This window comes from Cyanobium sp. NIVA-CYA 375 (assembly GCF_056108345.1).
In genome coordinates, this window is the sequence record NZ_JBSYHW010000053.1 from 1 (window position 1) to 18,809 (window position 18,809).

Genomic DNA, 18,809 nt, shown 5'->3' on the forward strand with positions numbered 1-18,809 from the left:
ACGCCGCCGGCATCGATCCGGAATTAAACGAAGCCGGTGCGATCGTCCCCGGTATTGGCGATGTGCAAAAAAGATTGTTTGGGGGCACGGTTCTGGATGATTTGCCAACCCCTGCCTAGGATTATTTAAGAGAGCACGTAACCGATGGGCGATTACAACGGCAGTTCCACCGCTGGTCGCAATTCGAGCCTCAGCGTGCTGGCCGGTGCCGTTATTGGTGCTGCTGGCCTGGCCTGGTGGTTGCTGGCTGAGGCTGAGCGCCGCCGGCACAATGGCCGACCGACTCGGGCTACTGGAATCGCCGCCGCGTCGGTGGTCTCCGGCTCGGAGCGTGACCTACACGATCGCGTCCATGAACTCAACAAGGCAATTGACGACGTGCGCCGTCAATTGGAGACCATGGCCATCAAGGACTGAGGCTTTTCCCCAGCCTGGTCGGTGGGTAGGTTTCTTCGAGCTCGACCCGCCACCATGCTCCGCTCCGCCGCGATCACCCAAGGCATCCAGCGATCCCCCAACCGCGCCATGTTGCGGGCAGTGGGGTTTGGTGATGGAGATTTCGACAAGCCGATCATCGGTATCGCCAACGGCTACAGCACGATCACGCCCTGCAACTTGGGGCTAAATGAGCTTGCTCAGCGCGCCGAAACTGCAGCCCAATCAGCCGGTGCCATGCCCCAAATGTTCGGCACCATCACGGTGAGCGATGGCATCTCGATGGGCACCGAGGGAATGAAGTATTCCCTGGTTAGCCGTGAGGTGATCGCCGATTCGATTGAAACTGCCTGCAACGCCCAAAGCATGGATGGCTTGCTGGCAATCGGCGGCTGTGACAAGAACATGCCCGGCGCCATGCTCGCCATGGCACGCATGAATATCCCCTCGATCTTCGTGTACGGCGGCACAATCAAGCCCGGCCGGCTCGGCCCCTGTGACCTCACCGTGGTGAGCGCCTTTGAAGCGGTGGGTCAGTTTTCCGGTGGTCGCATCGACGCGGCCGAGCTGCTGGCGATTGAGAAGAATGCCTGCCCCGGCGCGGGCAGCTGCGGTGGCATGTTCACAGCCAACACGATGAGTGCCGCCTTTGAGGTGATGGGGTTGAGCCTGCCTTACAGCTCCACCATGGCGGCTGAGGACCCGGAGAAAGCAGAGAGTGCTGACCGCAGCGCAGCGGTTTTGGTTGATGCACTTAAGGCAAATATCCGGCCTAGTGATCTACTTACTCGTAAGGCCTTCGAAAACGCGATCAGCGTGATAATGGCGGTGGGTGGCTCTACCAACTCCGTGTTGCACCTTCTGGCCGTAGCCCGCACCGCCGGAGTACCGCTAAGCATCGACGACTTTGAGATGATCCGCCAGCGGGTGCCAGTGATCTGCGATCTCAAGCCCAGTGGCCGCTACGTGACCGTTGACCTTCATCAGGCTGGGGGCATCCCCCAGGTAATGAAGTTGCTGCTCGATGCGGGCTTACTACATGGCGATTGCCACACCATCGAGGGCAAAACCCTGGCGGAGGTGTTGATAGATGTTCCCTCCCAGCCCTCCTCAGACCAAGACGTGATCCGTCCACTGAGCAATCCTTTGTATCCAAAGGGGCACCTAGCGATCCTTAAGGGCAATCTCGCTGAGGAGGGAGCCGTGGCCAAGATAAGTGGTGTTAAAAATCCTGTAATTACTGGGCCCGCACGGGTTTTTGAAAGTGAGGAGTCCTGCCTGGCGGCAATCCTCGACAAGCAGATCAATCCTGGCGATGTGATTGTGGTGCGTAACGAGGGCCCGGTGGGTGGCCCTGGCATGCGGGAGATGCTCAGTCCCACGGCGGCGATCGTGGGGCAGGGCCTGCTCGATTCGGTGGCCCTGATCACGGATGGCCGCTTTTCAGGAGGCTCCTTTGGTCTGGTGGTGGGTCACGTTGCACCCGAGGCTGCCGTTGGCGGCACCATCGGTCTTGTTGAGGAAGGGGACAGCATCACGGTGGATGCCATCAAACTGCTGATCCAGCTCAACGTGCCAGATGCGGAGCTCTCTCGCCGCAGGGCCGCCTGGGTTAAGCCAGAGCCTCGCTACCGCACCGGTGTACTTGGCAAGTACGCCCGTCTGGTCGGTAGTAGCAGCAGGGGTGCCGTCACCGACGAGATCTGATTTCAGAGGTAGATACCAGCTTTAATCCATCGGTACCAGCAGGGCCCTTAGCCTCCGCGCTAGGGCCTCAAGGGGGGCTCCATCTGCTGGACGCTCACAGCGGAGCCCGGATTCAGGCTCCATCCACACCGGATGGCTTCCCTGCCAGAGCAGCGGCCGTTGATGGTCGTGGCACCAGGCCAGGGTGAGGTTGAGGTCGTTGCCACTGCGATAGATCTCCAGTTCGAGATCGGCGGCTGGGTAGCGCTCCCCATCCGCCTGCCTGGCTTCCAGTCGCAGACAGCAATCGTCGCAGCGCTGGCTGTCACCAAGCGGCAATACGGCGTGGCTCAGAGGCTTCCGGCAGAGATCGGCAGCAGCCGCCACCAGCTGCTGCAGGTTGGTGTTGGCTAACTCAGGGGTAGCCACGGACGCCGCGCAGTTCTAGGTGAATTGGGCCAGCACGGAAGCCAGCGTTAAGCCCGCCATCATCGGCAAAACGCGAATGCAGAAGCTGAAGCCGGGTAATCCGGCTTGGGTCAAAGTGCAGGGGGAGGCCCACCGGTTTTGCGCGCACTGAGGCGCGTAAGTCCGCAAAAGGAATCCGAAGCAGGCTGGGGCCTGCGGACTCCGTAGCGAATTCGATCACCCAGCGCAGGCCCCCCGGGATCAAGTTGGTGAGGCCGGCGAGGCCGTCGGCGCAAGCAACCGCCAGTTTGAAGCGTCTTCCATCACCCAGCAGCTCAATTTCGAGGCCCTCACAGCTGGAGAGATCGAGGGGGGGTGAAAATAGGGGCGAGCGGCAACTGATGAAGCCGCCTCCCTCCTCAACGAGCGTGCCTTCAAACTCCAGCCCCGTTGAGGCAATCCGGCAGTTGCCCTGGCTGCGTCCACCCATCACCGTGTCATTGAGAGCATGCCAGCCACTGAAGCCGTCGCCGCTAGCGATGGGAATCACGGGCGAACTCCAGCTGCTGCAGCTTGGTCAGCAAATATCAGCACCTCACTGGCAGGCTGCACCAGCTTGGCTGGGGTGCGCAGGGGCGATTCTTCCGGATCGAGTAAACGTTGAAGTGCCTGCACCTTGCCGGCGCCGCTCACCAGGAAGACCACCCGCCGCGCCGCTGAAAGGGTGGGGGCCGTAAGGCTGACCCGGGGCAGACCCTTGCCTTCCCCCAGGGTTACGGAGCGGTCCCGCACCGCCGGTGCAGCGGTACCGGGAAACAGCGAGGCGGTGTGACCATCGTCGCCGAGGCCGAGCAGCACCACGTCCAGTACTGGCGGGAAGTCGCCGCACAGCTGTTGCAGCAGCTTTGCGTAGGCTGCAGCTCCTTGTTCCGGGCTGGCGAGCTGGGTGGGAACCGCATGCAAGCTGGCTTTGCTACCGGGGAGCTCCGCCATCAAGGTTTCCCTGAACATGCGGGCGTTACTGGAGGGGTCGTCGCTTGGCACCCAGCGCTCATCGCCGAGCAGGACATCGACCCGATCCCAGGGCAGGTGTTGCTGACCAAGGAGTCGATAGGTCGCCTTCGGTGTCTCACCGCCGGCCAGTGCTATCTGGGCGCGATCGCGCTGGGCCAATACCTGATCAAGCTCTGAGGCCAGGGCTTGGGCCGTTTGACGGGCGAGCTCAGCGGCCGACTCAGCCACCACAAGGCGATAGCGAGTGGTGGAGACTGGAGTGATTGGGGTCATTGGTTCAGTCCAGCCACTCGGTGTGGAAGTTGCCAGGCTTGTCGACCCGCTCGTAGGTGTGGGAGCCAAAGCAGTCGCGCATGGCCTGCACCAGGTTTTGGGGTAGGCGGGCGCTGCGGTAGCTGTCGATGTAATCGAGGGTGCTGCTCAGGCAAGGCACGGGAATACCCGCCAGGGCCGCGCCGGCAACCACCTGCCGCAGCCCCGGCAGACGCCTGTTGATCTGCTCGGCAAACCAGGGGTCGAGCATCAGGTTGGCCAGGCTGGGGTTGGTGCCATAGGCATCTTGGATTCGCTGTAGCAAGCGGGCCCGGATGATGCAGCCCCCTTTCCAGATCTGGCCGATAGCCGAAAAATTGAGGTTGTAATTGTGGAGTTTTGAGGCTTCCTGCAGCAGGGCCATGCCCTGGCCGTAGCTGACGATGCAGGCAGCAATGCAGGCATCGCGCAGGGGAGCCATGTCATCTGCAGCAGTGCCCAGATTGAAGCTGTGGGCGGCAGGCTCTGGCAGCAGGGCGCCCGCTTCGAGTCGCTCAGGGCGCAGCGAGCTCAGCACTCGGGCATTAAGGGCGGCATAGATGGTTGGCACGGGTACACCCATCTCCAGGGCACTCACCACGGTCCAAAGACCAGTGCCCTTCTGGCCTGCTGCGTCAACGATCGCCTCAACTAGATCAGCACCGGTTTCGGGGTCCTTGGTGCGCAGGCAGACCTCCGTGATCTCCACCAGGAATGAGGCCAGCTCCTCGGTTTGATTCCAGCTGGCTAGGACGTCGGCCATCTGGTCGCCGTTCAGTCCGCCAACCCGCTTCATCAGGTCGTAGGCCTCAGCCAGGATCTGCTCAATGCCGTATTCGATGCCGTTGTGCACCGTTTTGACGAAGTGGCCAGCGCCACCGGGGCCGATGTAGGTGACACAGGGACCATCGTCGACCTGGGCTGCCATCTTGCGCACCAGCGGTTCGATGGCGTCATAGGCCGCCTTGGTGCCACCGGGCATCATGCTCGGACCCTCCAGGGCCCCTTTGGCGCCACCGGAGACGCCCATGCCGATGTAGCCGAAGCTCTTGCTCTCTAGCTCGGCAACGCGCCGTTCCGTATCGGCGTAGAGAGAATTGCCTCCGTCAATCAGCAGGTCACCCTCCTCAAGGAAGGGTGAGATTGCCGCAATCGTGTCGTCAACGGGCTGGCCAGCCTTGACCATCATCAAGATGCGGCGTGGACGCTCCAGGGTCGCCACGAACTCCTCAAGGGTCGCGGCACCAACGATGTCCTTGCCGGCGCCACGACCTGCCAGAAACTCATCGGTTTTGGCCTTGGTGCGATTGAACACAACGGAGGAGTAGCCGTTGCGCTCAGCATTGAGGACGAGGTTTTCCCCCATCACTCCCAAACCGATCAGGCCGAAATGCGCCTTACCCATGACTGAATTTGAAGCTTTTGGCGACAGTGTGGCGAAGCGTGCTGGTCAGCCCAGGCATCCGTCACAACTTGGTGGCAAAGGTGTCAGCAACTCCTGGTTTTTGGCCTGACACAGCGGCAGCTTCCCCTGCTCAGATCACGGTGCCGTCAGCGATGGTGCCATTTTTGACAACTACCACGATGCCGTTGCGGATGTAGAAATTGAGCTCAGGCCGGTCAGCTTCCTCGACGTGGTCCTTGTTGACGATCGTGACGTTGTTACCGATCCGCACGTTCTTGTCGAGGATGGCCCGTTTAACGGTGGTGCCGCTGCCTACACCCAGGGGGATGCCCCCACGCTCCCGCAGTTCTAGGCGCTCCTCGGAAGACTCGAAGTAGTCGGCTCCCATTAGCAATGTGTCCTGGAGCACCACCTCATCTTCAACGCGGGAGCGCACACCCAGTACGCAGTGGTGAATGCTGCAGGCCTTGAGCAGGGAGCCCTCACCGATGATCGAGGCGGTTACCTGGGCGTCCTGCAATTTGCTGGGGGGCAAGTAGCGGGGCCTGGTGTAGATCGGGAACTTCTCGTCGTAGAAGGAGAAGGCCGGGTTGGGTTGATCGGTAAGCGCCAGGTTGGCTTCATAGAAGGCGCCTATAGTACCAATGTCCTCCCAGTAGTCGTCAAAGAGGAAGCTCTGGAGCCGGTCACCGCGGGCCAGGGAGGCGGGGATGATCTCCTTGCCAAAGTCCGTGGAAGTGGGGTTGCTGCTCAGCAGGTCAAAGAGGGTGTCGCGGCTGAATACATAAATGCCCATCGAGGCGAGGTAGGGGCGCTTGGCTGCCTCCTCCGCCGAGAGGCCAAGGGCTTGGGTGTCGACTCGCATCGTCTCAAGCTCCGCACCCTTGGGCTTCTCGCGAAATTCTTGGATACGGCCATCACTGCTGGTGCGCATCAGGCCAAAGCCTTCGGCTTGAGCGGGGTCCACTGGCAAGGCACCCACAGTGAGCTGGGCGCCGGTGTCGATGTGGTGTTGAACAAAACGGCTGTAGTCCATCCGGTAGAGCTGGTCACCGGAAAGAATCAGGTAATGGTCCACGTCCCATTCGTGGAACAGCCACTGGTATTTGCGAACTGCATCCGCCGTGCCCTCAAACCAGCTTGGGCTTTCTGGGGTCTGCTGGGCTGCCAGTACCTCCACAAAGCCTTGGCCAAATCCAGCCGAAAGGTTGTAGCTCATCGTCAGGTGACGATTCAGCGACGCACTATTGAACTGGGTAAGTACATATATTTTGTTAATTTCCGAATTGATGCAATTGCTGATTGGAATATCAATTAGCCTATATTTACCTGCCAGTGGCACGGCTGGCTTGGCCCGCATTTTTGTCAAAGGGTAAAGGCGGGTACCAGCACCGCCTCCCAAAATTATCGCCAGTACACGCTTCATAAATCCTGCTACTAGCGGGTCTCGGGGCTGACCGTACTTGAGCGTCCTGCTGTTGGGCGAGCCTTTTGATCCCCTGCGGCACGAACTGTTGCAGTGCCCAATGCCGGGGCTGGTTCAAGGCTCTGGCGGACGCTCCTGCAGTTCAAACAGATCCTCCAGGACTCTCATGGCGCTGTGTCGCTGCTGGCGCGGTTGGGGGGCCCGCAGGTTGGTAACAGGGGTGTGCAGGATCTTGTTGATGATGCCCTTGCTGAGGGCTTCAACCACCTTGCGCTCCCGGGCTGAAAGGTCTGGACCCATGCGGCTTAGGGCCTTCTGGAGCTCCTGCTCACGGATGTCTTCAAGCTGGCGCCTTAGCCGGTTTACAACGGGCACAGCTTCAAGCCCGTCCCACCATTCCAGGAAGGCACGAGACTCCTCCTGCAGCAGCCCTTCAGCCTCAACCGCCATCTCGCGCCGAGCTTCCTGGTTGCGATTAACCACCTCCTGCAGATCGTCCACGTCATAGGCCTGAACACCGGGCAGACCAGCCGTATCTGCCGAGATGTTGCGAGGCACGCCGATGTCCACCAGCATCAGGCTGGAGCGGCGATTCAGCCCGCTAAGGCGCTCCGCCGTGATGATCGGAGTCTCAGCGGCGGTACTGGTGAATACCAGCGAGCAGGTGCTGAGGCAATGGTCCAGGTCGTCGAGGGGGCGGCACTGGATAGGTAGGGCTGGGAAGTCTGCCGCTAGTAGCTCCGCCTTGCTCACTGTGCGATTAAGCAGAACCAAGCCCCTGCAGCCCTTGGCCTGAAGGTGCTGCAAAAGCAGACGTGCCATGCGGCCCGCTCCCACCACGGCCACCTGCTCTTGATCCAGAGGCACCAGCTCATCGAGGTCCCGGGCCTGGCCTACCTTCAACTGGGCCAGCTCTACAGCCGCTGAACTGATCGAGACAGCGCCAGTACCAAGGTTGGTTTCGGTGCGCACCCGCTTGCCGGTGCTAACCGCCTGGGTAAGCAGCCGATTGAGGATTGGCCCAACGGAGTGGTGCTCCTGGCCAAGCCGAACCATTTTTTTTACTTGAGAGAGGATTTGCCCCTCCCCAAGAACTAGGGAATCGAGCCCTGCTGAAACCCTCAGCAGGTGGCTGATTGCCTCCTCGTGGTGAAAGGTAAATAAATGTGGAGCGAGCTGCTCTACTGCAAGGCCGGAGTGTTGGCTCAGAAAGGCACCAACAGCAGAAATTCCCTGCTCTGGATGGCGGAGCAGGGTGTAGATCTCCAGCCGATTGCAGGTGCTGAGGATAGATGCTTCTAGCACTTGGTCGTCGGCCCGCAGCTGCTGCAGCGAAGCCTCCATGGTTTGTTCCGGGATGCTGAGGCGCTCCCGGATCTCCACTGGAGCCGTGCGATGACTGAGGCCGACGACGGCAATGTGCATGGAGGCAGGCTGGGGTGCTCGGACTGTGGCGGGCGTCAGCTCAGCGCGATGCTCTGGGCTCCATCCTTCATATGGATGGTATTGGTAAAGCGAGCGGTGTTGTCCAGGTTGCTGATCACCAGGGAGCTGGTGCGGGTGCAGTCCTTCTCAAACTTGACGCCGTGGAACAGCAGGCCATCGGTGATGCCGCTGCCGGCGAAAACAACGTTTTCACCAGAAGCAAGCTCCTCTGCTTCGTAGATCTTGTCGACGTCGGTGATTCCCATCTCGTTGAGACGGGCGATGTTGCCTTCCTTGGTGTAGTCGGCCCACTCAGATGTCTGAGCAACGGCCGGGTCGTACACGAGCTGGCCCTGGAAGTGACCGCCAAGGGCGCGCATAGCTGCGGCGGAGATAACCCCTTCTGGGGCAGCGCCGATGCCCATCAGGCAATGGGTGCCGGTGCCTGCAAAACCGCAGGCGATGGCAGCCTGAACGTCGCCGTCCGAGATGGGTTGAATCCTGGCGCCAGTGGCCCGGATCTCGGCGATCAGATCCTTGTGACGAGCGCGGTCCATCACGACGATGGTGAGTTCGCTGGCGGCAAGACCAAGGCACTCGCTGAGGATTTGGATGTTCTCGGTGGCCGACTTACGGATGTCCACCTTGCCCTTGGCGGCAGGGGGCGCAGCCAGCTTCTTCATGTAGAAGTCGGGAGCGTTGAAAAGTCCACCACGATCAGAAGCAGCCAGCACTGCCATAGAGCCGCGCTGGCTGTTGGCGCAAAGGTTGGTGCCTTCGCAAGGATCAACGGCAAAATCGACGCCGGGGCCGGTGCCACTGCCTACTTCCTCACCGATGTACAGCATGGGAGCTTCATCGCGCTCGCCCTCGCCGATAACAATGCGGCCCTGCATCTGGATAAGGCCCATGCGGGTGCGCATGGCCTCCACGGCTGCAGCGTCAGCTTCATCTTTTTTGCCCAAGCCGGTCAGTTCGGCAGAGGCGATGGCAGCTTGTTCAACGACCTCGAGAATTTCCTGGATGAGGGTGCGATCCACGGTGATCCGGCAGGGGAATGGGCTTCAGTAATGGCGTCGGCCGGGCGGGACACGGGGTCAGAATCCTGATGCTGCCTGGCCTTTCGAACATGAAGCGGCCGTAACTGTATCAGTGCCCGCGGCCATTGAACCCAGGAGCTTCTCAGGTCTTGTCTGCAGACCAGTTCCTACAATCCAAACCCCCCGAGCGGTAGGCCCAGCATGAGCACCAAATCCCTGGTGATCTCCCCATCCATTCTGTCCGCCGATTTCTCCCGTCTAGGCGACGACGTGCGTGCTGTCGACCAAGCTGGTGCCGACTGGATCCACGTTGATGTGATGGACGGTCGGTTTGTACCGAACATCACCATTGGACCCTTGATCGTGCAGGCATTGCGGCCCGTAACCACCAAGACCCTCGACGTTCACCTAATGATCGTTGAGCCCGAGAGATATGTAGCCGATTTCGCCAAGGCTGGCGCCGACATCATTTCGGTTCAGGTTGAGGCATGTCCCCACCTGCATCGCAACCTTGCCCAGATCAAGGATCTTGGCAAACTCGCTGGTGCTGTGCTCAACCCCAGCACCCCTTTAGACACGCTGGACTACTGCCTGGAGCTCTGCGATCTGGTGCTGATCATGAGTGTAAATCCTGGTTTCGGTGGTCAGAGCTTCATCGACAACCAGGTTGAAAAGATTCGCGACCTGCGCCGCATGTGCGATGAGCGGGGCTTGGATCCGTGGATTGAGGTGGATGGCGGCATCAAGGCTGAAAACGCCTGGAAGGTAATTGAAGCGGGCGCCAATGCCATAGTTAGCGGTTCTGGTGTGTTCAACCAGCCCGATTACGCGAAGGCAATCACTGGCATCCGCAACAGCAAGCGTCCGGTGGCTGTTGCCGCCTGAGCAAAATTACAAGTCCAGCGCACCTTTGCGCTGGACTTGTTTTTAGCCCGAACTTTTGGCGTTGGGTATTTCCGGTTTATCGATTCCCGAATCAGCTGTCAAAAAACCAGCCGTAGCTGTGTAGGCCAATGCCCAGTAAGTTCACACCGATGTAGCAAACAACGATTACTACCAAACCGGCTGCAGCCACCAGAGCTGGTTTACGGCCCTGCCAGCCACGGATCAGACGCGTATGCAGATAAGCGGCGTAGACCAGCCAGCAGATCAGAGCCCAGGTTTCCTTCGGATCCCAACTCCACCAGCTGCCCCAAGCTTCGTTGGCCCAGACAGCGCCACTCACCAGGCCTACCGATAGAAGCAGGAAGCCCACAGTGATCGTGCGGTAGCTGAGCGAATCGAGTTGCTCAACCGCGGGCATGGCCACGCTGCTCAGTTGCAGCTGGGGGGTGGCCAGTTGGGCCTGGCGATAGCCACCACTACCGATGGAGCTGCTGCGTAGTTCCAAGGTGTTTTGCCGGTCGGTGAACAGCACCGCCAATGACAGCAAGGATCCCACCAGTAGGGCCGCGTAGCTGATCATGATCACGCTGACGTGCATCACCAGCCAGCTGGAGCGCAAGGCAGGCACCAACGGCGAGGCCTCCTGGAGCCGATCAGGTAGGGCGAAGCTGGCAAACGCCACACAGCCCAGTGCCATGGGGGTTGCCGCAGCAGGAACGAGCGGCGAGGGCCAGCTGCGTTCCACCAGCAGCTGGGTGAGGGTGCAGGCCCAGGCAAGAAAGCAGAGGGATTCGTAGAGGTTGCTGATCGGGAAATGGCCAGAATCCCACCAGCGCAGCACCAGTTGGGCCGTCAGGCAGAGATTGGCTCCGGCAACTAGAAGGCGGACGGCCGTGCTTGATCTGCCACCGCTTAGGGACCAAAAGGCCAGCGGCAGGGCAATCAGTAGCAGGGCAAACGCCGTCAGACCCAGGCCAAGCACCGGATCGTTTAACAAGGCGGGCACGGGCATTGGCTCGATATGACGTCAGTTTGGCGAATGGCCGGCTCTGTCAGCGGCTGGCCTGGCGCAACAGATACATGCCGCCACCCAAACCGATCACCACCGGCAGCCAGGCGGAAAAATAAGGGCTAAGTGTGCCCTTGACCCCGAGCGAGCTGAAAACAAAGGCCACCAGGTAGTAGCCAAAGATCAGCAGCACGCTTAGCCCGAAGCCCTGGCTGCGGCTGCGGCGTGAATGGGGACGTACCCCCAGGCTGCTACCGATCAAGCCAAACACCAGGCAGACAGCAGGAAAGGCGAATTTTTCTTGGATACGCACACGTAGTTTGCGGGCGCCCTGCAAATCACTCGCCTCCCTGAGCAGTCGCTCAGCTGTGCGGGCCTGGCCAATCGTCATTGAATTGGAATCCTTCGGCAATTTGGCTATCTGCAGGGGCTGGCTACCAAGGGGATAAAGGTAGCGGTCGAAATCGGCTGAGGTGGTGGAGCTCTCCGATCCTTCAGTGACCCCAAAGACATGGCCATCGAGGAATTCCCACTGGGCATCTGCCTCGCTCCAACGTGCCCGATCGGCACTGAGCAGCAGCCGTTGATCCCGCCGGGAAAGATCAAGCAGGGTGACCCGCTCCATCACACCTTTGTTAAAGCGTTGGGCATAGAAAAAGTGAGTTAGGCCCCGCTCTGAGCTGCCATCGGCCGCCTCTATCTGACCATATTTTGAAAACATGACGTTGTCCTTTTGCTCGCCAGCCACAGCCCTGCCAATCGCTCGATTCAGGGTGTTTTTTGCTTCAAACAAGGTGCGCGGCACGATGGCCTCGTTGAAGGTGAATGTGAGCATTGTCATCACCAAGGCGATGGCAACGGCGGGCAGCACCATTCGCCAAGTGGCCACGCCCACACTGCGCAAGGCTGTGAGTTCACTGTTGCTCGAAAGCTTCGAGTAGGTCAGCAAGGTAGCCATCAGCGTGGCCATCGGAAACGAGAGGACCAGAAAGGAGGGCATTTCCAGCAGCAGCACCCGCACGGCCACATCGAGGGGCAACCCCGACTCCGCCACCCTACGCACCAGCTCAAATACGGCACCCACAGAGAGTGATACTGCGGTGAAAGCAGCTACACCGAAGATCAGTGGGCCGATCAGCTCAGCTAATAGCCAGCGATCCAGCAGGGGCAACTGGCGCCATGGGCCCAGCAGCTGCTGGCGTGCTCGGTGGGTCCAACTCATAGCCGGAAGGATTCTCCTAGGTAATGGCGACGGACTAAGGGGTCTGAACCCACCTGTTCGGAGCTGCCAGAGGCCAGGATCGAACCCTCCGAAAGGATGTAGGCCCGATCGGTAATCGCCAGGGTCTCACGCACGTTGTGGTCTGTAATCAGCAGCCCCATGCCCCGCCCCTTCAGCTGGTGGATCAGCTGCTGCAAATCCGACACCGCGATCGGGTCTACCCCGGCAAAGGGCTCGTCTAGCAGCAGGTAGCGAGGTCCCTCGATACCCACCGCCAATGCCCGCGCAACCTCGCAGCGCCGCCGCTCTCCGCCGGACAGCTGATATCCCTTGCGGTGTTGAAACTCTGTGAGGTGAAAATCCTCGATCAGGCTATTGAGGCGCTGGCGCCTAAGCTCATGCGGCGTAGCACTTTCCTGCAAGGCCAGGCTGAGGTTGTCACGTGCAGTCAGCTGACGAAACACGCTGGGCTCCTGCGGCAGGTAGCCAATGCCCAGACGGGCCCGTTGAGGCATGGGCAGGCTCTCGATCGCAATGCCATCCATCGACACCTGACCTGAGTCGGGGCGCAAGAGACCTGTCACCAGGCCAAAGGTGGTGGTTTTGCCGGCCCCGTTAGGCCCAAGCAGACCCACAACTTCGCCTGGCTCCAACTGCAGCGATACGTGGTTGACCAGCAGCCGGCCGCCAATGGCCAGCGCCACATCGACAAGCTCCAGGCTCATGGCTGCAGACCTGGATTTGGCACAGGCGCATTGAGCCGGTAATGGGTAATCACCTGTTCACCGGCTGCGGGCTCAGCAACGATGCGCTCGCTCTCGACCAGATAAACCAGCTTTTCAGCTCTGATGCTGTGACCCGTCTCCTGAATTACATCAACGTCACCGCTAAGCACCACCCTGCCCTCTCGAGTGAAGTACTGGGCTTGGCGTGCTGTGGCCACCACCCGTTGGTCGGGGTAGACGATCCGAACGTTGCCGGTTGCGGTCACAACCCCCGTGCTGTTGTCAGCTTTTTGCAGGTCGGATTCAATTGTTACCAGACCGCTGGTGGGGGTCACTATGGCGGGGGCTGCAATCGCTGGTTTGAACATTGCCGCTGGACCTAGTGACAGTGCCGCCAGGGTTAGGGGCACGGCTGCCAGCCGCAGGGGAAATGAACGCAGAAGGAGTAGGACCAACAGCGGGGTCTTATGAATGCGTCTATTCAATTTACATAGCGGTTAAAGGACTGTACCTCGAGCAATTTGGGCAACTCCAGGCCCTCAAGGGATTTCTGGTACTGCAATGCCTGCAAGCGCTGCATGGCGCACTTGCCCAGAGCTACTAGATCAAGATTGAGGGCATCAGGTGGACAAGCTTTAAGGCGGCCAACGCCCTCCCCCATCAGGATTGTGGCGCCGCGAATGTTGCCCTGTTCCAGGTGGAGTTCAGCCACTGCAATTTGCAGAATTCCTTGCAAAACCGGCCTCATGCCCCCTGCAGTTTCATGCCAGAGGGCTTCAAAAGAGTCATGGCAGGCATACCATTCCCCGCTGTTAAACAAGTCAACAGCTTCTCTCAAGCGGTGGTCAGCCAGCAGGTCTTGTTCTTCAGTTAGGCCCAGCTTCTCTGGATCAAGGGGCACCGTTCAGCGCTTGGCGGCTTTTTTGGAAACCAGCTTGCGCAGACGGATTGATTCAGGTGTGACCTCGAGCATTTCGTCGGGTCCAATGTATTCAAGGGCCCTCTCCAGGGTCATTTGGATAGGTGCTTGGAGCGTGTCAAGCACCTCGGCGCCGGCGGAGCGGATGTTGGTTACCTGCTTGGCCTTACTAACGTTGAGTTCGAGATCTGGCGGTCGATTGTGTTCACCGACGATCATCCCCTTGTATACCTTGGTGCCTGGGGTAATGAAGAACTGGCCGCGATCTTCAGCACCTTTGAGTGCATAGAAGGTGGCTGTGCCCTCCTCAAATGCAATCAAAACGCCATTACGACGGTTGTCCATTTCTCCCTGCATGGGCCTGTAGTCAAGGAAGGAGTGGCTCATAATTCCTTCGCCCCTAGTGGCGCGGATGAATTCGCCACGGAAGCCAATCAGGCCCCTGGCAGGAACCACAAACTCCAGCTGGGTGCGGCCATCGTTGGTGTTCTCCATGTTCTGCATCTCGGCTTTGCGCATGCCAAGCTTCTCGATGCAGGATCCAACAGACTCCTCGGGCACATCAAGCACCAAAGTTTCGTAGGGCTCCGACGGGGTGCCATCAATGGTGCGGAAGATCACCTGGGGCTGGGATACCTGAAACTCATAGCCTTCACGGCGCATGGTTTCGATCAGAATGCCGAGGTGCAATTCACCTCGGCCGCTTACGGCCCAGCGATCCGGCGAATCGGTGTCTTCCACTCGTAGGGCGACGTTAGTTAGCAGCTCCTTCTGCAGGCGATCACGCACCTGGCGACTGGTCACAAACTTGCCTTCCTTACCGGCAAAGGGGGAATCGTTGATGACAAAGGTCATCTGCAGGGTGGGTTCGTCCACCCGAATCAGAGGTAGAGCCTCTGGGTGATCGGGGCAGGCAATCGTCTCGCCGATATTGACCTCGTCAAAACCGGCCACTGCCACTAGATCACCGGCCCTAGCCTCGGCAATATCAACACGTTGCAGACCCTGGAAGCCCAACAATTTGCTGATGCGGCCCCGCTTAATGCTGCCGTCATCACGGATCAGAGCGGCTGGCTGGCCGGCCCTGATGGTGCCGTTGTGAATTCGCCCAATCATAATCCGACCTAAGAAGTCGGAGTAATCCAGGGTGGTGACCTGAAGCTGCAGTGGCTTCTCGGGATCCCCTACCGGAGGTGGAACGTGACGCAGGATCGCATCGAAGAGCGGCTTCATTGTCTCGCTCTCGGTTTTCATATCGGGCTTGGCGTAGCCACCCATGCCACTACCGAACAGGTAAGGAAAATCGCATTGGTCGTCGTCGGCGCCGAGTTCGAGGAACAGGTCGAGAACTTTGTCAACTGCCACCTCGGGATCCACGCGGACCCGGTCAATCTTGTTGACGAAAACAATCGGGCGAAGGCCTTTTTCGAGTGCTTTTTTCAGTACAAACCGGGTTTGTGGCATCGGGCCTTCATTGGCATCAACGATCAGCAGACAACCGTCGACCATGCCCAGCACCCGCTCTACCTCTCCACCGAAGTCGGCGTGTCCAGGAGTATCAACAATATTGATACGAATGCCTTCGTAGTCGACGGCGGTGTTTTTGGAGAGAATTGTGATACCGCGCTCCCGCTCGAGATCGTTCGAGTCCATCACACAGGTTGGCACTGCCTCTCCTTCTCGGAAGATGCCCGATTGGTTGAGCATGGCATCCACCAACGTGGTTTTGCCATGGTCGACGTGGGCAATGATCGCAATGTTGCGAATCGGCGTGCCTGGGTGTGCACCGCTCATACAAATAAAACCCTACTTTTACGTTGAATGGAAACCGTTGACTTGAAGTTTATGTAGACGGAACGTTTTGTGAAACGTTTACGCAGACTTAAAGCCATACCCCCACTCTATCCCACACCCCTACCGCTTTTGAGACTGCCACGGGTCACGCCAAGACGACTCACCAACTGTTCCTGCTGCCAGAGGCTGCGACTGCTGATCTCACCGCGCAGGGCTGCTGCGTATTGCTGCTCGCGATGCTTGCTTTCTGTCGCCGATCCTTTCAGGAGTTCGATTCGGAACCGCCGCACGCCGGAGCGCTTCAGCTGCGGCAAGGCCTCAGCTGCCGTATGGGCCCGGTCTTTGAACAGGGTGTTGCAGCAGCCGAGATCGGCCCGCAGCGGATCCTCAATACCACTGCGATCCCGCAGAAGCACGGTGTGTTTTTCGCAAGGTCGGCCGCAGTCGGTATGGTCGTGCCCATCGGAGAGAAAGGCGCAAAACAGGCAGTGTTCCATGTGGAACAGGGGCATGTGCTGGTGAACAGTCCCATCTACCTGCCCTGGCGGGCAGCCCCGTACTTGGGCGAGCAACTTCCACTGCTCCAGAAACCAGGTGGCCGTGAGTGGATTGGCGAGGTTTAATGAAAAATCGCCGTAGCAGGAAGCCAACGGGGTCAGGACCTTGAGCTGGTCTGCGTTTCGTATCAGTTAGCCATCGGGTTGGGCCCGCACAAGGGGCTCCAGGGTCCAGCGCTCATTCGGGCGGGTAATGCGCGCTCCGGCCAGCCAGATGCCTCCAGGCCAGCAATCACAGACGCGACTGATTGATCTTGCATGGCGCACAGTTGCTCAAGGCTGCGCACCAGCCGAGCCAGTTGTGGTGTTGAGTCTTTGGCCCTTCCCATAACAGGAGAAGGTGCTGGCGATACACAGGCTGCGCTGGTGAATCCTTGCAGCACGGCTGTTAGATCAGCCTTTTGCTTATCTGAAGAAATAGCTACGGGGCAGGTGGGGCCCGGCTCGAGTTCTGCGAGAACGTCGACTAGCTGGCGGCGCGGTTGGTTGAGCTGGGCCAGGGGCAGGAAAAGCTCTCCATTTAGGGCCAGTTCCAGTTTTTCCAGCCGCCAACAGGTGCTGCCGAAGGCGTCCCAGTTTGGCTAGCAGTCTGGGTCGCTCGAGGGCTTGGTCCCTGGCGGCCTGCAGTGTTGCAGCAGAACGCAGGCTGATTTGGGCGATATCCACCGGATTAAGGCCTTCGGCGCCATTCACCCAGAGCTCCAGGGGCTCGCCTACCCGGCCTTGCAAGCGAAGCCACAGGGCACGGCTGCGCTCCGGGGTCGGCTGGCTGGCCAGGCGCTGCCACTGGCGTTCGAGCTGCAGATCGCTGCTGCACCGCCATCACCCGACCACCCACCTCCAGTGGCGGCTCCAGCGGTCCAGTCCCGGGGGCCTCAAACAACAGCCCATCTCCAGGCTTGAGGGTTGCCTGGGTCTGGAGGATCCACCAACCGTCTCTATTGCAGTGCTCAAGTTTGCCGATTAGTGGTCCGCGTTTCTTGCTGCAGCGGCCATGCACCAGGGCCTGGTGGTTGGGGCCCCCCAACCAACCGGTGGAGAGCCCTCGCGAGAAGCTCAGCTCCAGGGAGCGCCGCTGCTCCTTAAGATCGCGCTTTTGGCCGTCAACTATCAATTGATAGGGCAACCGGCAGGCCTGGGCACACTCGCCCCGGTTGGCACTGTGTTGGCCGAGAGCTTCGCTGGCGAGGCACTGGCCCGAATAGGCAACGCAAAGGGCGCCATGCACAAACACCTCTAGCGGCATCGCCGACTGGCGCTGCCGCAGCTGGTGGGCCTGCAAGTGGGGTCGGTGCCTACTGCAGATAAGTCCGGTCGTTTTTCAGTTTTACTTCATGATTGACGTAACCGGTAAGCAGAAGTACCTGCTCCATTGCCTCGACGGCTTTATCGAGAGTTTAGTTGGCATTGAGTTGATTGCAACGTGAGCACCCAGTCTGCATCTGCGGATGTATGGGGGTAGTAAAGCGAAGCAATCAGCGTGTTCGTGGGCTGTTTAATCTGCCGTGTAGCGGCTTAGTTCAAAGCTACCCCTGAATGGCAGGCAAGGACTTTAGATCGCAAGCAGGGAATCGGTGGTGACCTGTCCACTCAAGGGGCCTGTTATCCGTTCCTCTATGCCGTGACACTTCTCTGGAGTGCTTCTTGAGCGAGCGTATTGAGACTCTTTCCCTGCACCTCCGCAGTAATCGCCAATTTCTCGTGTAGTTCAGGCGGAATCCGAAGATTGAATTTGCCTGAAAATTGTCTGCGGGGCTCAATTCCTTGCTCCTTGCAGACCTCAAGAAAGACATCCAATGACTGTTTGAACTCTCGGCGAAGCTCATCCGGACTGGATCCATAGAAGTCCGCTCCTCCAGAAAGCCCAAGAATTTCCCCGCGAAATTGATCTGTTTCCTCGTCATACTCAATCTTGGCGTGGTAGCCATCCACTTTCATGAGATTCATGGTGACACTCCGTATTCTTCAAGCCATTAGCGGATTGAAGCAACAGCACCCTTGTCTGTATCGGGCGATGGGTGGGGTCGGTGAAAGACCCTGACTTCGCCAAACAGAACGACCGCGACTCAGCTGCCCGCCCTCTCACTGACATTCCCACCAAACTCCTGAAACAGGGCTTCAATGTTCCTCCACGGCAAACTGCCGCTTGCAGGTCGGGAGAAGATCAGCTCAAGGGTTCGCTGGTGCTTCCGCTTCATTCCAGCATAGTACTGCCTACTGGTACCAGGCGCGACTTCCGTTCAGGTATTTGTAGGGTACGGATAACGCTCCGGTTGCAGCGGCGGCGCGATCCACCTGCCTTCCAGCGCATCGGGTTTCGGGACGTAGAGGCGCAAGACCACCCATAAAGGTCCCTTCGGCGAGGGCAGCCAGTTGGCTTCCGTGTCCTTGCCGGGTGATTCGTTTTGGACATGAAGCGTGAGCCCGCCGTCATCATCCATTTTGAACTGCGACAGCATGGTCGAGTTCAACAGATAGCGATTGATCGGGTTGGCGACGAGCAGGCTCACGCTTCATGTCCAAAACGAATCACCCGGCAAGGACACGGAAGCCAACTGGCTGCCCTCG

Annotated in this window: 22 protein-coding genes; 3 read left to right on the forward strand and 19 right to left on the reverse strand. The window is 59.3% G+C overall.

Translation table 11 applies throughout. The features are described from left to right. Positions 1 to 144: 144 nt before the first annotated feature. Positions 145 to 417, forward strand: coding sequence for a hypothetical protein (locus tag AC01FP_RS12390; RefSeq protein WP_474480599.1), 273 nt, complete (start codon positions 145 to 147; stop codon positions 415 to 417). Positions 418 to 471: 54 nt separating this feature from the next. Beyond that, positions 472 to 2,142 (forward strand): dihydroxy-acid dehydratase, encoded by a 1,671-nt coding sequence (gene ilvD, locus AC01FP_RS12395; RefSeq protein WP_474480601.1) that lies wholly within the window; start codon positions 472 to 474, stop codon positions 2,140 to 2,142. Positions 2,143 to 2,163: 21 nt separating this feature from the next. On the opposite strand, the gene AC01FP_RS12400 is transcribed toward ilvD, so the two are convergent. From AC01FP_RS12400 to glpX, 7 genes are all read right to left on the reverse strand, one after another. Continuing rightward, a complete protein-coding gene (locus AC01FP_RS12400; RefSeq protein ID WP_474480603.1) occupies positions 2,164 to 2,550 on the reverse strand; it encodes a hypothetical protein in 387 nt (128 codons plus the stop codon). Then, positions 2,537 to 3,079, reverse strand: a complete 543-nt coding sequence (locus AC01FP_RS12405) for a CIA30 family protein (protein WP_474480605.1) — start codon at positions 3,077 to 3,079, stop codon at positions 2,537 to 2,539. Before AC01FP_RS12405 ends, AC01FP_RS12400 begins: the two co-directional genes overlap by 14 nt. Continuing rightward, a complete protein-coding gene (gene pgl, locus AC01FP_RS12410; RefSeq protein WP_474480606.1) occupies positions 3,076 to 3,816 on the reverse strand; it encodes a 6-phosphogluconolactonase in 741 nt (246 codons plus the stop codon). The genes AC01FP_RS12405 and pgl overlap by 4 nt, the downstream gene beginning before the upstream one ends. 4 nt (positions 3,817 to 3,820) lie before the next feature. Beyond that, entirely contained in the window at positions 3,821 to 5,239 is a 1,419-nt protein-coding gene (gndA, locus tag AC01FP_RS12415; RefSeq protein ID WP_474480607.1) for an NADP-dependent phosphogluconate dehydrogenase, read from the reverse strand. A gap of 130 nt (positions 5,240 to 5,369) precedes the next feature. Continuing rightward, positions 5,370 to 6,665 carry a glucose-1-phosphate adenylyltransferase gene (locus AC01FP_RS12420; RefSeq protein WP_474480609.1) on the reverse strand — a complete coding sequence of 432 codons (1,296 nt, stop codon included), beginning with the start codon at positions 6,663 to 6,665 and terminating at the stop codon, positions 5,370 to 5,372. Between the two features lie 114 nt (positions 6,666 to 6,779). Beyond that, positions 6,780 to 8,090, reverse strand: coding sequence for a glutamyl-tRNA reductase (locus AC01FP_RS12425; protein WP_474480610.1), 1,311 nt, complete (start codon positions 8,088 to 8,090; stop codon positions 6,780 to 6,782). A gap of 35 nt (positions 8,091 to 8,125) precedes the next feature. Beyond that, a complete protein-coding gene (gene glpX / locus AC01FP_RS12430; RefSeq protein WP_474480612.1) occupies positions 8,126 to 9,130 on the reverse strand; it encodes a class II fructose-bisphosphatase in 1,005 nt (334 codons plus the stop codon). 201 nt (positions 9,131 to 9,331) lie between these two features. Between glpX and rpe the strand changes: the two genes are divergently transcribed. Then, positions 9,332 to 10,015, forward strand: a complete 684-nt coding sequence (gene rpe, locus AC01FP_RS12435; protein ID WP_474480614.1) for a ribulose-phosphate 3-epimerase — start codon at positions 9,332 to 9,334, stop codon at positions 10,013 to 10,015. A 91-nt stretch (positions 10,016 to 10,106) separates the two neighbouring features. Here the strand turns inward: rpe and ccsB are convergent, their stop codons facing one another. The 12 genes from ccsB to AC01FP_RS12495 all read right to left on the reverse strand — a co-directional run bounded on the left by ccsB (position 10,107) and on the right by AC01FP_RS12495 (position 18,751). After that, positions 10,107 to 11,021, reverse strand: coding sequence for a c-type cytochrome biogenesis protein CcsB (gene ccsB, locus AC01FP_RS12440; protein WP_474480616.1), 915 nt, complete (start codon positions 11,019 to 11,021; stop codon positions 10,107 to 10,109). 46 nt (positions 11,022 to 11,067) lie between these two features. Further along, entirely contained in the window at positions 11,068 to 12,246 is a 1,179-nt protein-coding gene (locus AC01FP_RS12445; protein ID WP_474480618.1) for an LptF/LptG family permease, read from the reverse strand. Beyond that, positions 12,243 to 12,971: an LPS export ABC transporter ATP-binding protein gene (gene lptB, locus AC01FP_RS12450; protein WP_474480619.1), complete on the reverse strand. Its 729-nt coding sequence runs from the start codon at positions 12,969 to 12,971 to the stop codon at positions 12,243 to 12,245. Before lptB ends, AC01FP_RS12445 begins: the two co-directional genes overlap by 4 nt. After that, positions 12,968 to 13,381: an LptA/OstA family protein gene (locus tag AC01FP_RS12455; protein ID WP_474480620.1), complete on the reverse strand. Its 414-nt coding sequence runs from the start codon at positions 13,379 to 13,381 to the stop codon at positions 12,968 to 12,970. Before AC01FP_RS12455 ends, lptB begins: the two co-directional genes overlap by 4 nt. A gap of 71 nt (positions 13,382 to 13,452) precedes the next feature. Beyond that, positions 13,453 to 13,872 (reverse strand): DUF309 domain-containing protein, encoded by a 420-nt coding sequence (locus AC01FP_RS12460; protein WP_474480623.1) that lies wholly within the window; start codon positions 13,870 to 13,872, stop codon positions 13,453 to 13,455. Between the two features lie 3 nt (positions 13,873 to 13,875). Further along, a complete protein-coding gene (gene typA / locus AC01FP_RS12465; RefSeq protein WP_474480625.1) occupies positions 13,876 to 15,684 on the reverse strand; it encodes a translational GTPase TypA in 1,809 nt (602 codons plus the stop codon). A 107-nt stretch (positions 15,685 to 15,791) separates the two neighbouring features. Next, the gene (locus tag AC01FP_RS12470) at positions 15,792 to 16,334 is read right to left on the reverse strand and encodes a hypothetical protein (protein ID WP_474480626.1); all 543 of its coding nucleotides are present in this window, start codon (positions 16,332 to 16,334) and stop codon (positions 15,792 to 15,794) included. A gap of 35 nt (positions 16,335 to 16,369) precedes the next feature. Then, positions 16,370 to 16,747: a hypothetical protein gene (locus AC01FP_RS12475; RefSeq protein WP_474480632.1), complete on the reverse strand. Its 378-nt coding sequence runs from the start codon at positions 16,745 to 16,747 to the stop codon at positions 16,370 to 16,372. After that, positions 16,647 to 17,018, reverse strand: coding sequence for a hypothetical protein (locus AC01FP_RS12480; protein ID WP_474480633.1), 372 nt, complete (start codon positions 17,016 to 17,018; stop codon positions 16,647 to 16,649). The genes AC01FP_RS12475 and AC01FP_RS12480 overlap by 101 nt, the downstream gene beginning before the upstream one ends. Further along, on the reverse strand, positions 16,912 to 17,523 hold the full coding sequence (locus AC01FP_RS12485) for a U32 family peptidase (RefSeq protein WP_474480628.1): 612 nt from the start codon (positions 17,521 to 17,523) through the stop codon (positions 16,912 to 16,914). Before AC01FP_RS12485 ends, AC01FP_RS12480 begins: the two co-directional genes overlap by 107 nt. Before the next feature lie 332 nt (positions 17,524 to 17,855). After that, positions 17,856 to 18,188, reverse strand: a complete 333-nt coding sequence (locus tag AC01FP_RS12490) for a type II toxin-antitoxin system HicB family antitoxin (RefSeq protein WP_474480629.1) — start codon at positions 18,186 to 18,188, stop codon at positions 17,856 to 17,858. A 293-nt stretch (positions 18,189 to 18,481) separates the two neighbouring features. Further along, the gene (locus AC01FP_RS12495; protein WP_474480631.1) at positions 18,482 to 18,751 is read right to left on the reverse strand and encodes a DUF1214 domain-containing protein; all 270 of its coding nucleotides are present in this window, start codon (positions 18,749 to 18,751) and stop codon (positions 18,482 to 18,484) included. Positions 18,752 to 18,809: the final 58 nt, after the last annotated feature.

Bases quoted from the DNA above. Each gene is read 5' to 3' on its own strand.
- AC01FP_RS12390 (WP_474480599.1), top strand. From the start codon at position 145: ATGGGCGATTACAACGGCAGTTCCACCGCTGGTCGCAATTCGAGCCTC.
- lptB (WP_474480619.1), bottom strand. From the start codon at position 12,971: ATGAGCCTGGAGCTTGTCGATGTGGCGCTGGCCATTGGCGGCCGGCTG.
- pgl (WP_474480606.1), bottom strand. From the start codon at position 3,816: ATGACCCCAATCACTCCAGTCTCCACCACTCGCTATCGCCTTGTGGTG.
- typA (WP_474480625.1), bottom strand. From the start codon at position 15,684: ATGAGCGGTGCACACCCAGGCACGCCGATTCGCAACATTGCGATCATT.
- AC01FP_RS12445 (WP_474480618.1), bottom strand. From the start codon at position 12,246: ATGAGTTGGACCCACCGAGCACGCCAGCAGCTGCTGGGCCCATGGCGC.
- AC01FP_RS12490 (WP_474480629.1), bottom strand. From the start codon at position 18,188: ATGAATCTCATGAAAGTGGATGGCTACCACGCCAAGATTGAGTATGAC.
- rpe (WP_474480614.1), top strand. From the start codon at position 9,332: ATGAGCACCAAATCCCTGGTGATCTCCCCATCCATTCTGTCCGCCGAT.
- AC01FP_RS12425 (WP_474480610.1), bottom strand. From the start codon at position 8,090: ATGCACATTGCCGTCGTCGGCCTCAGTCATCGCACGGCTCCAGTGGAG.
- ilvD (WP_474480601.1), top strand. From the start codon at position 472: ATGCTCCGCTCCGCCGCGATCACCCAAGGCATCCAGCGATCCCCCAAC.
- gndA (WP_474480607.1), bottom strand. From the start codon at position 5,239: ATGGGTAAGGCGCATTTCGGCCTGATCGGTTTGGGAGTGATGGGGGAA.
- AC01FP_RS12420 (WP_474480609.1), bottom strand. From the start codon at position 6,665: ATGAAGCGTGTACTGGCGATAATTTTGGGAGGCGGTGCTGGTACCCGC.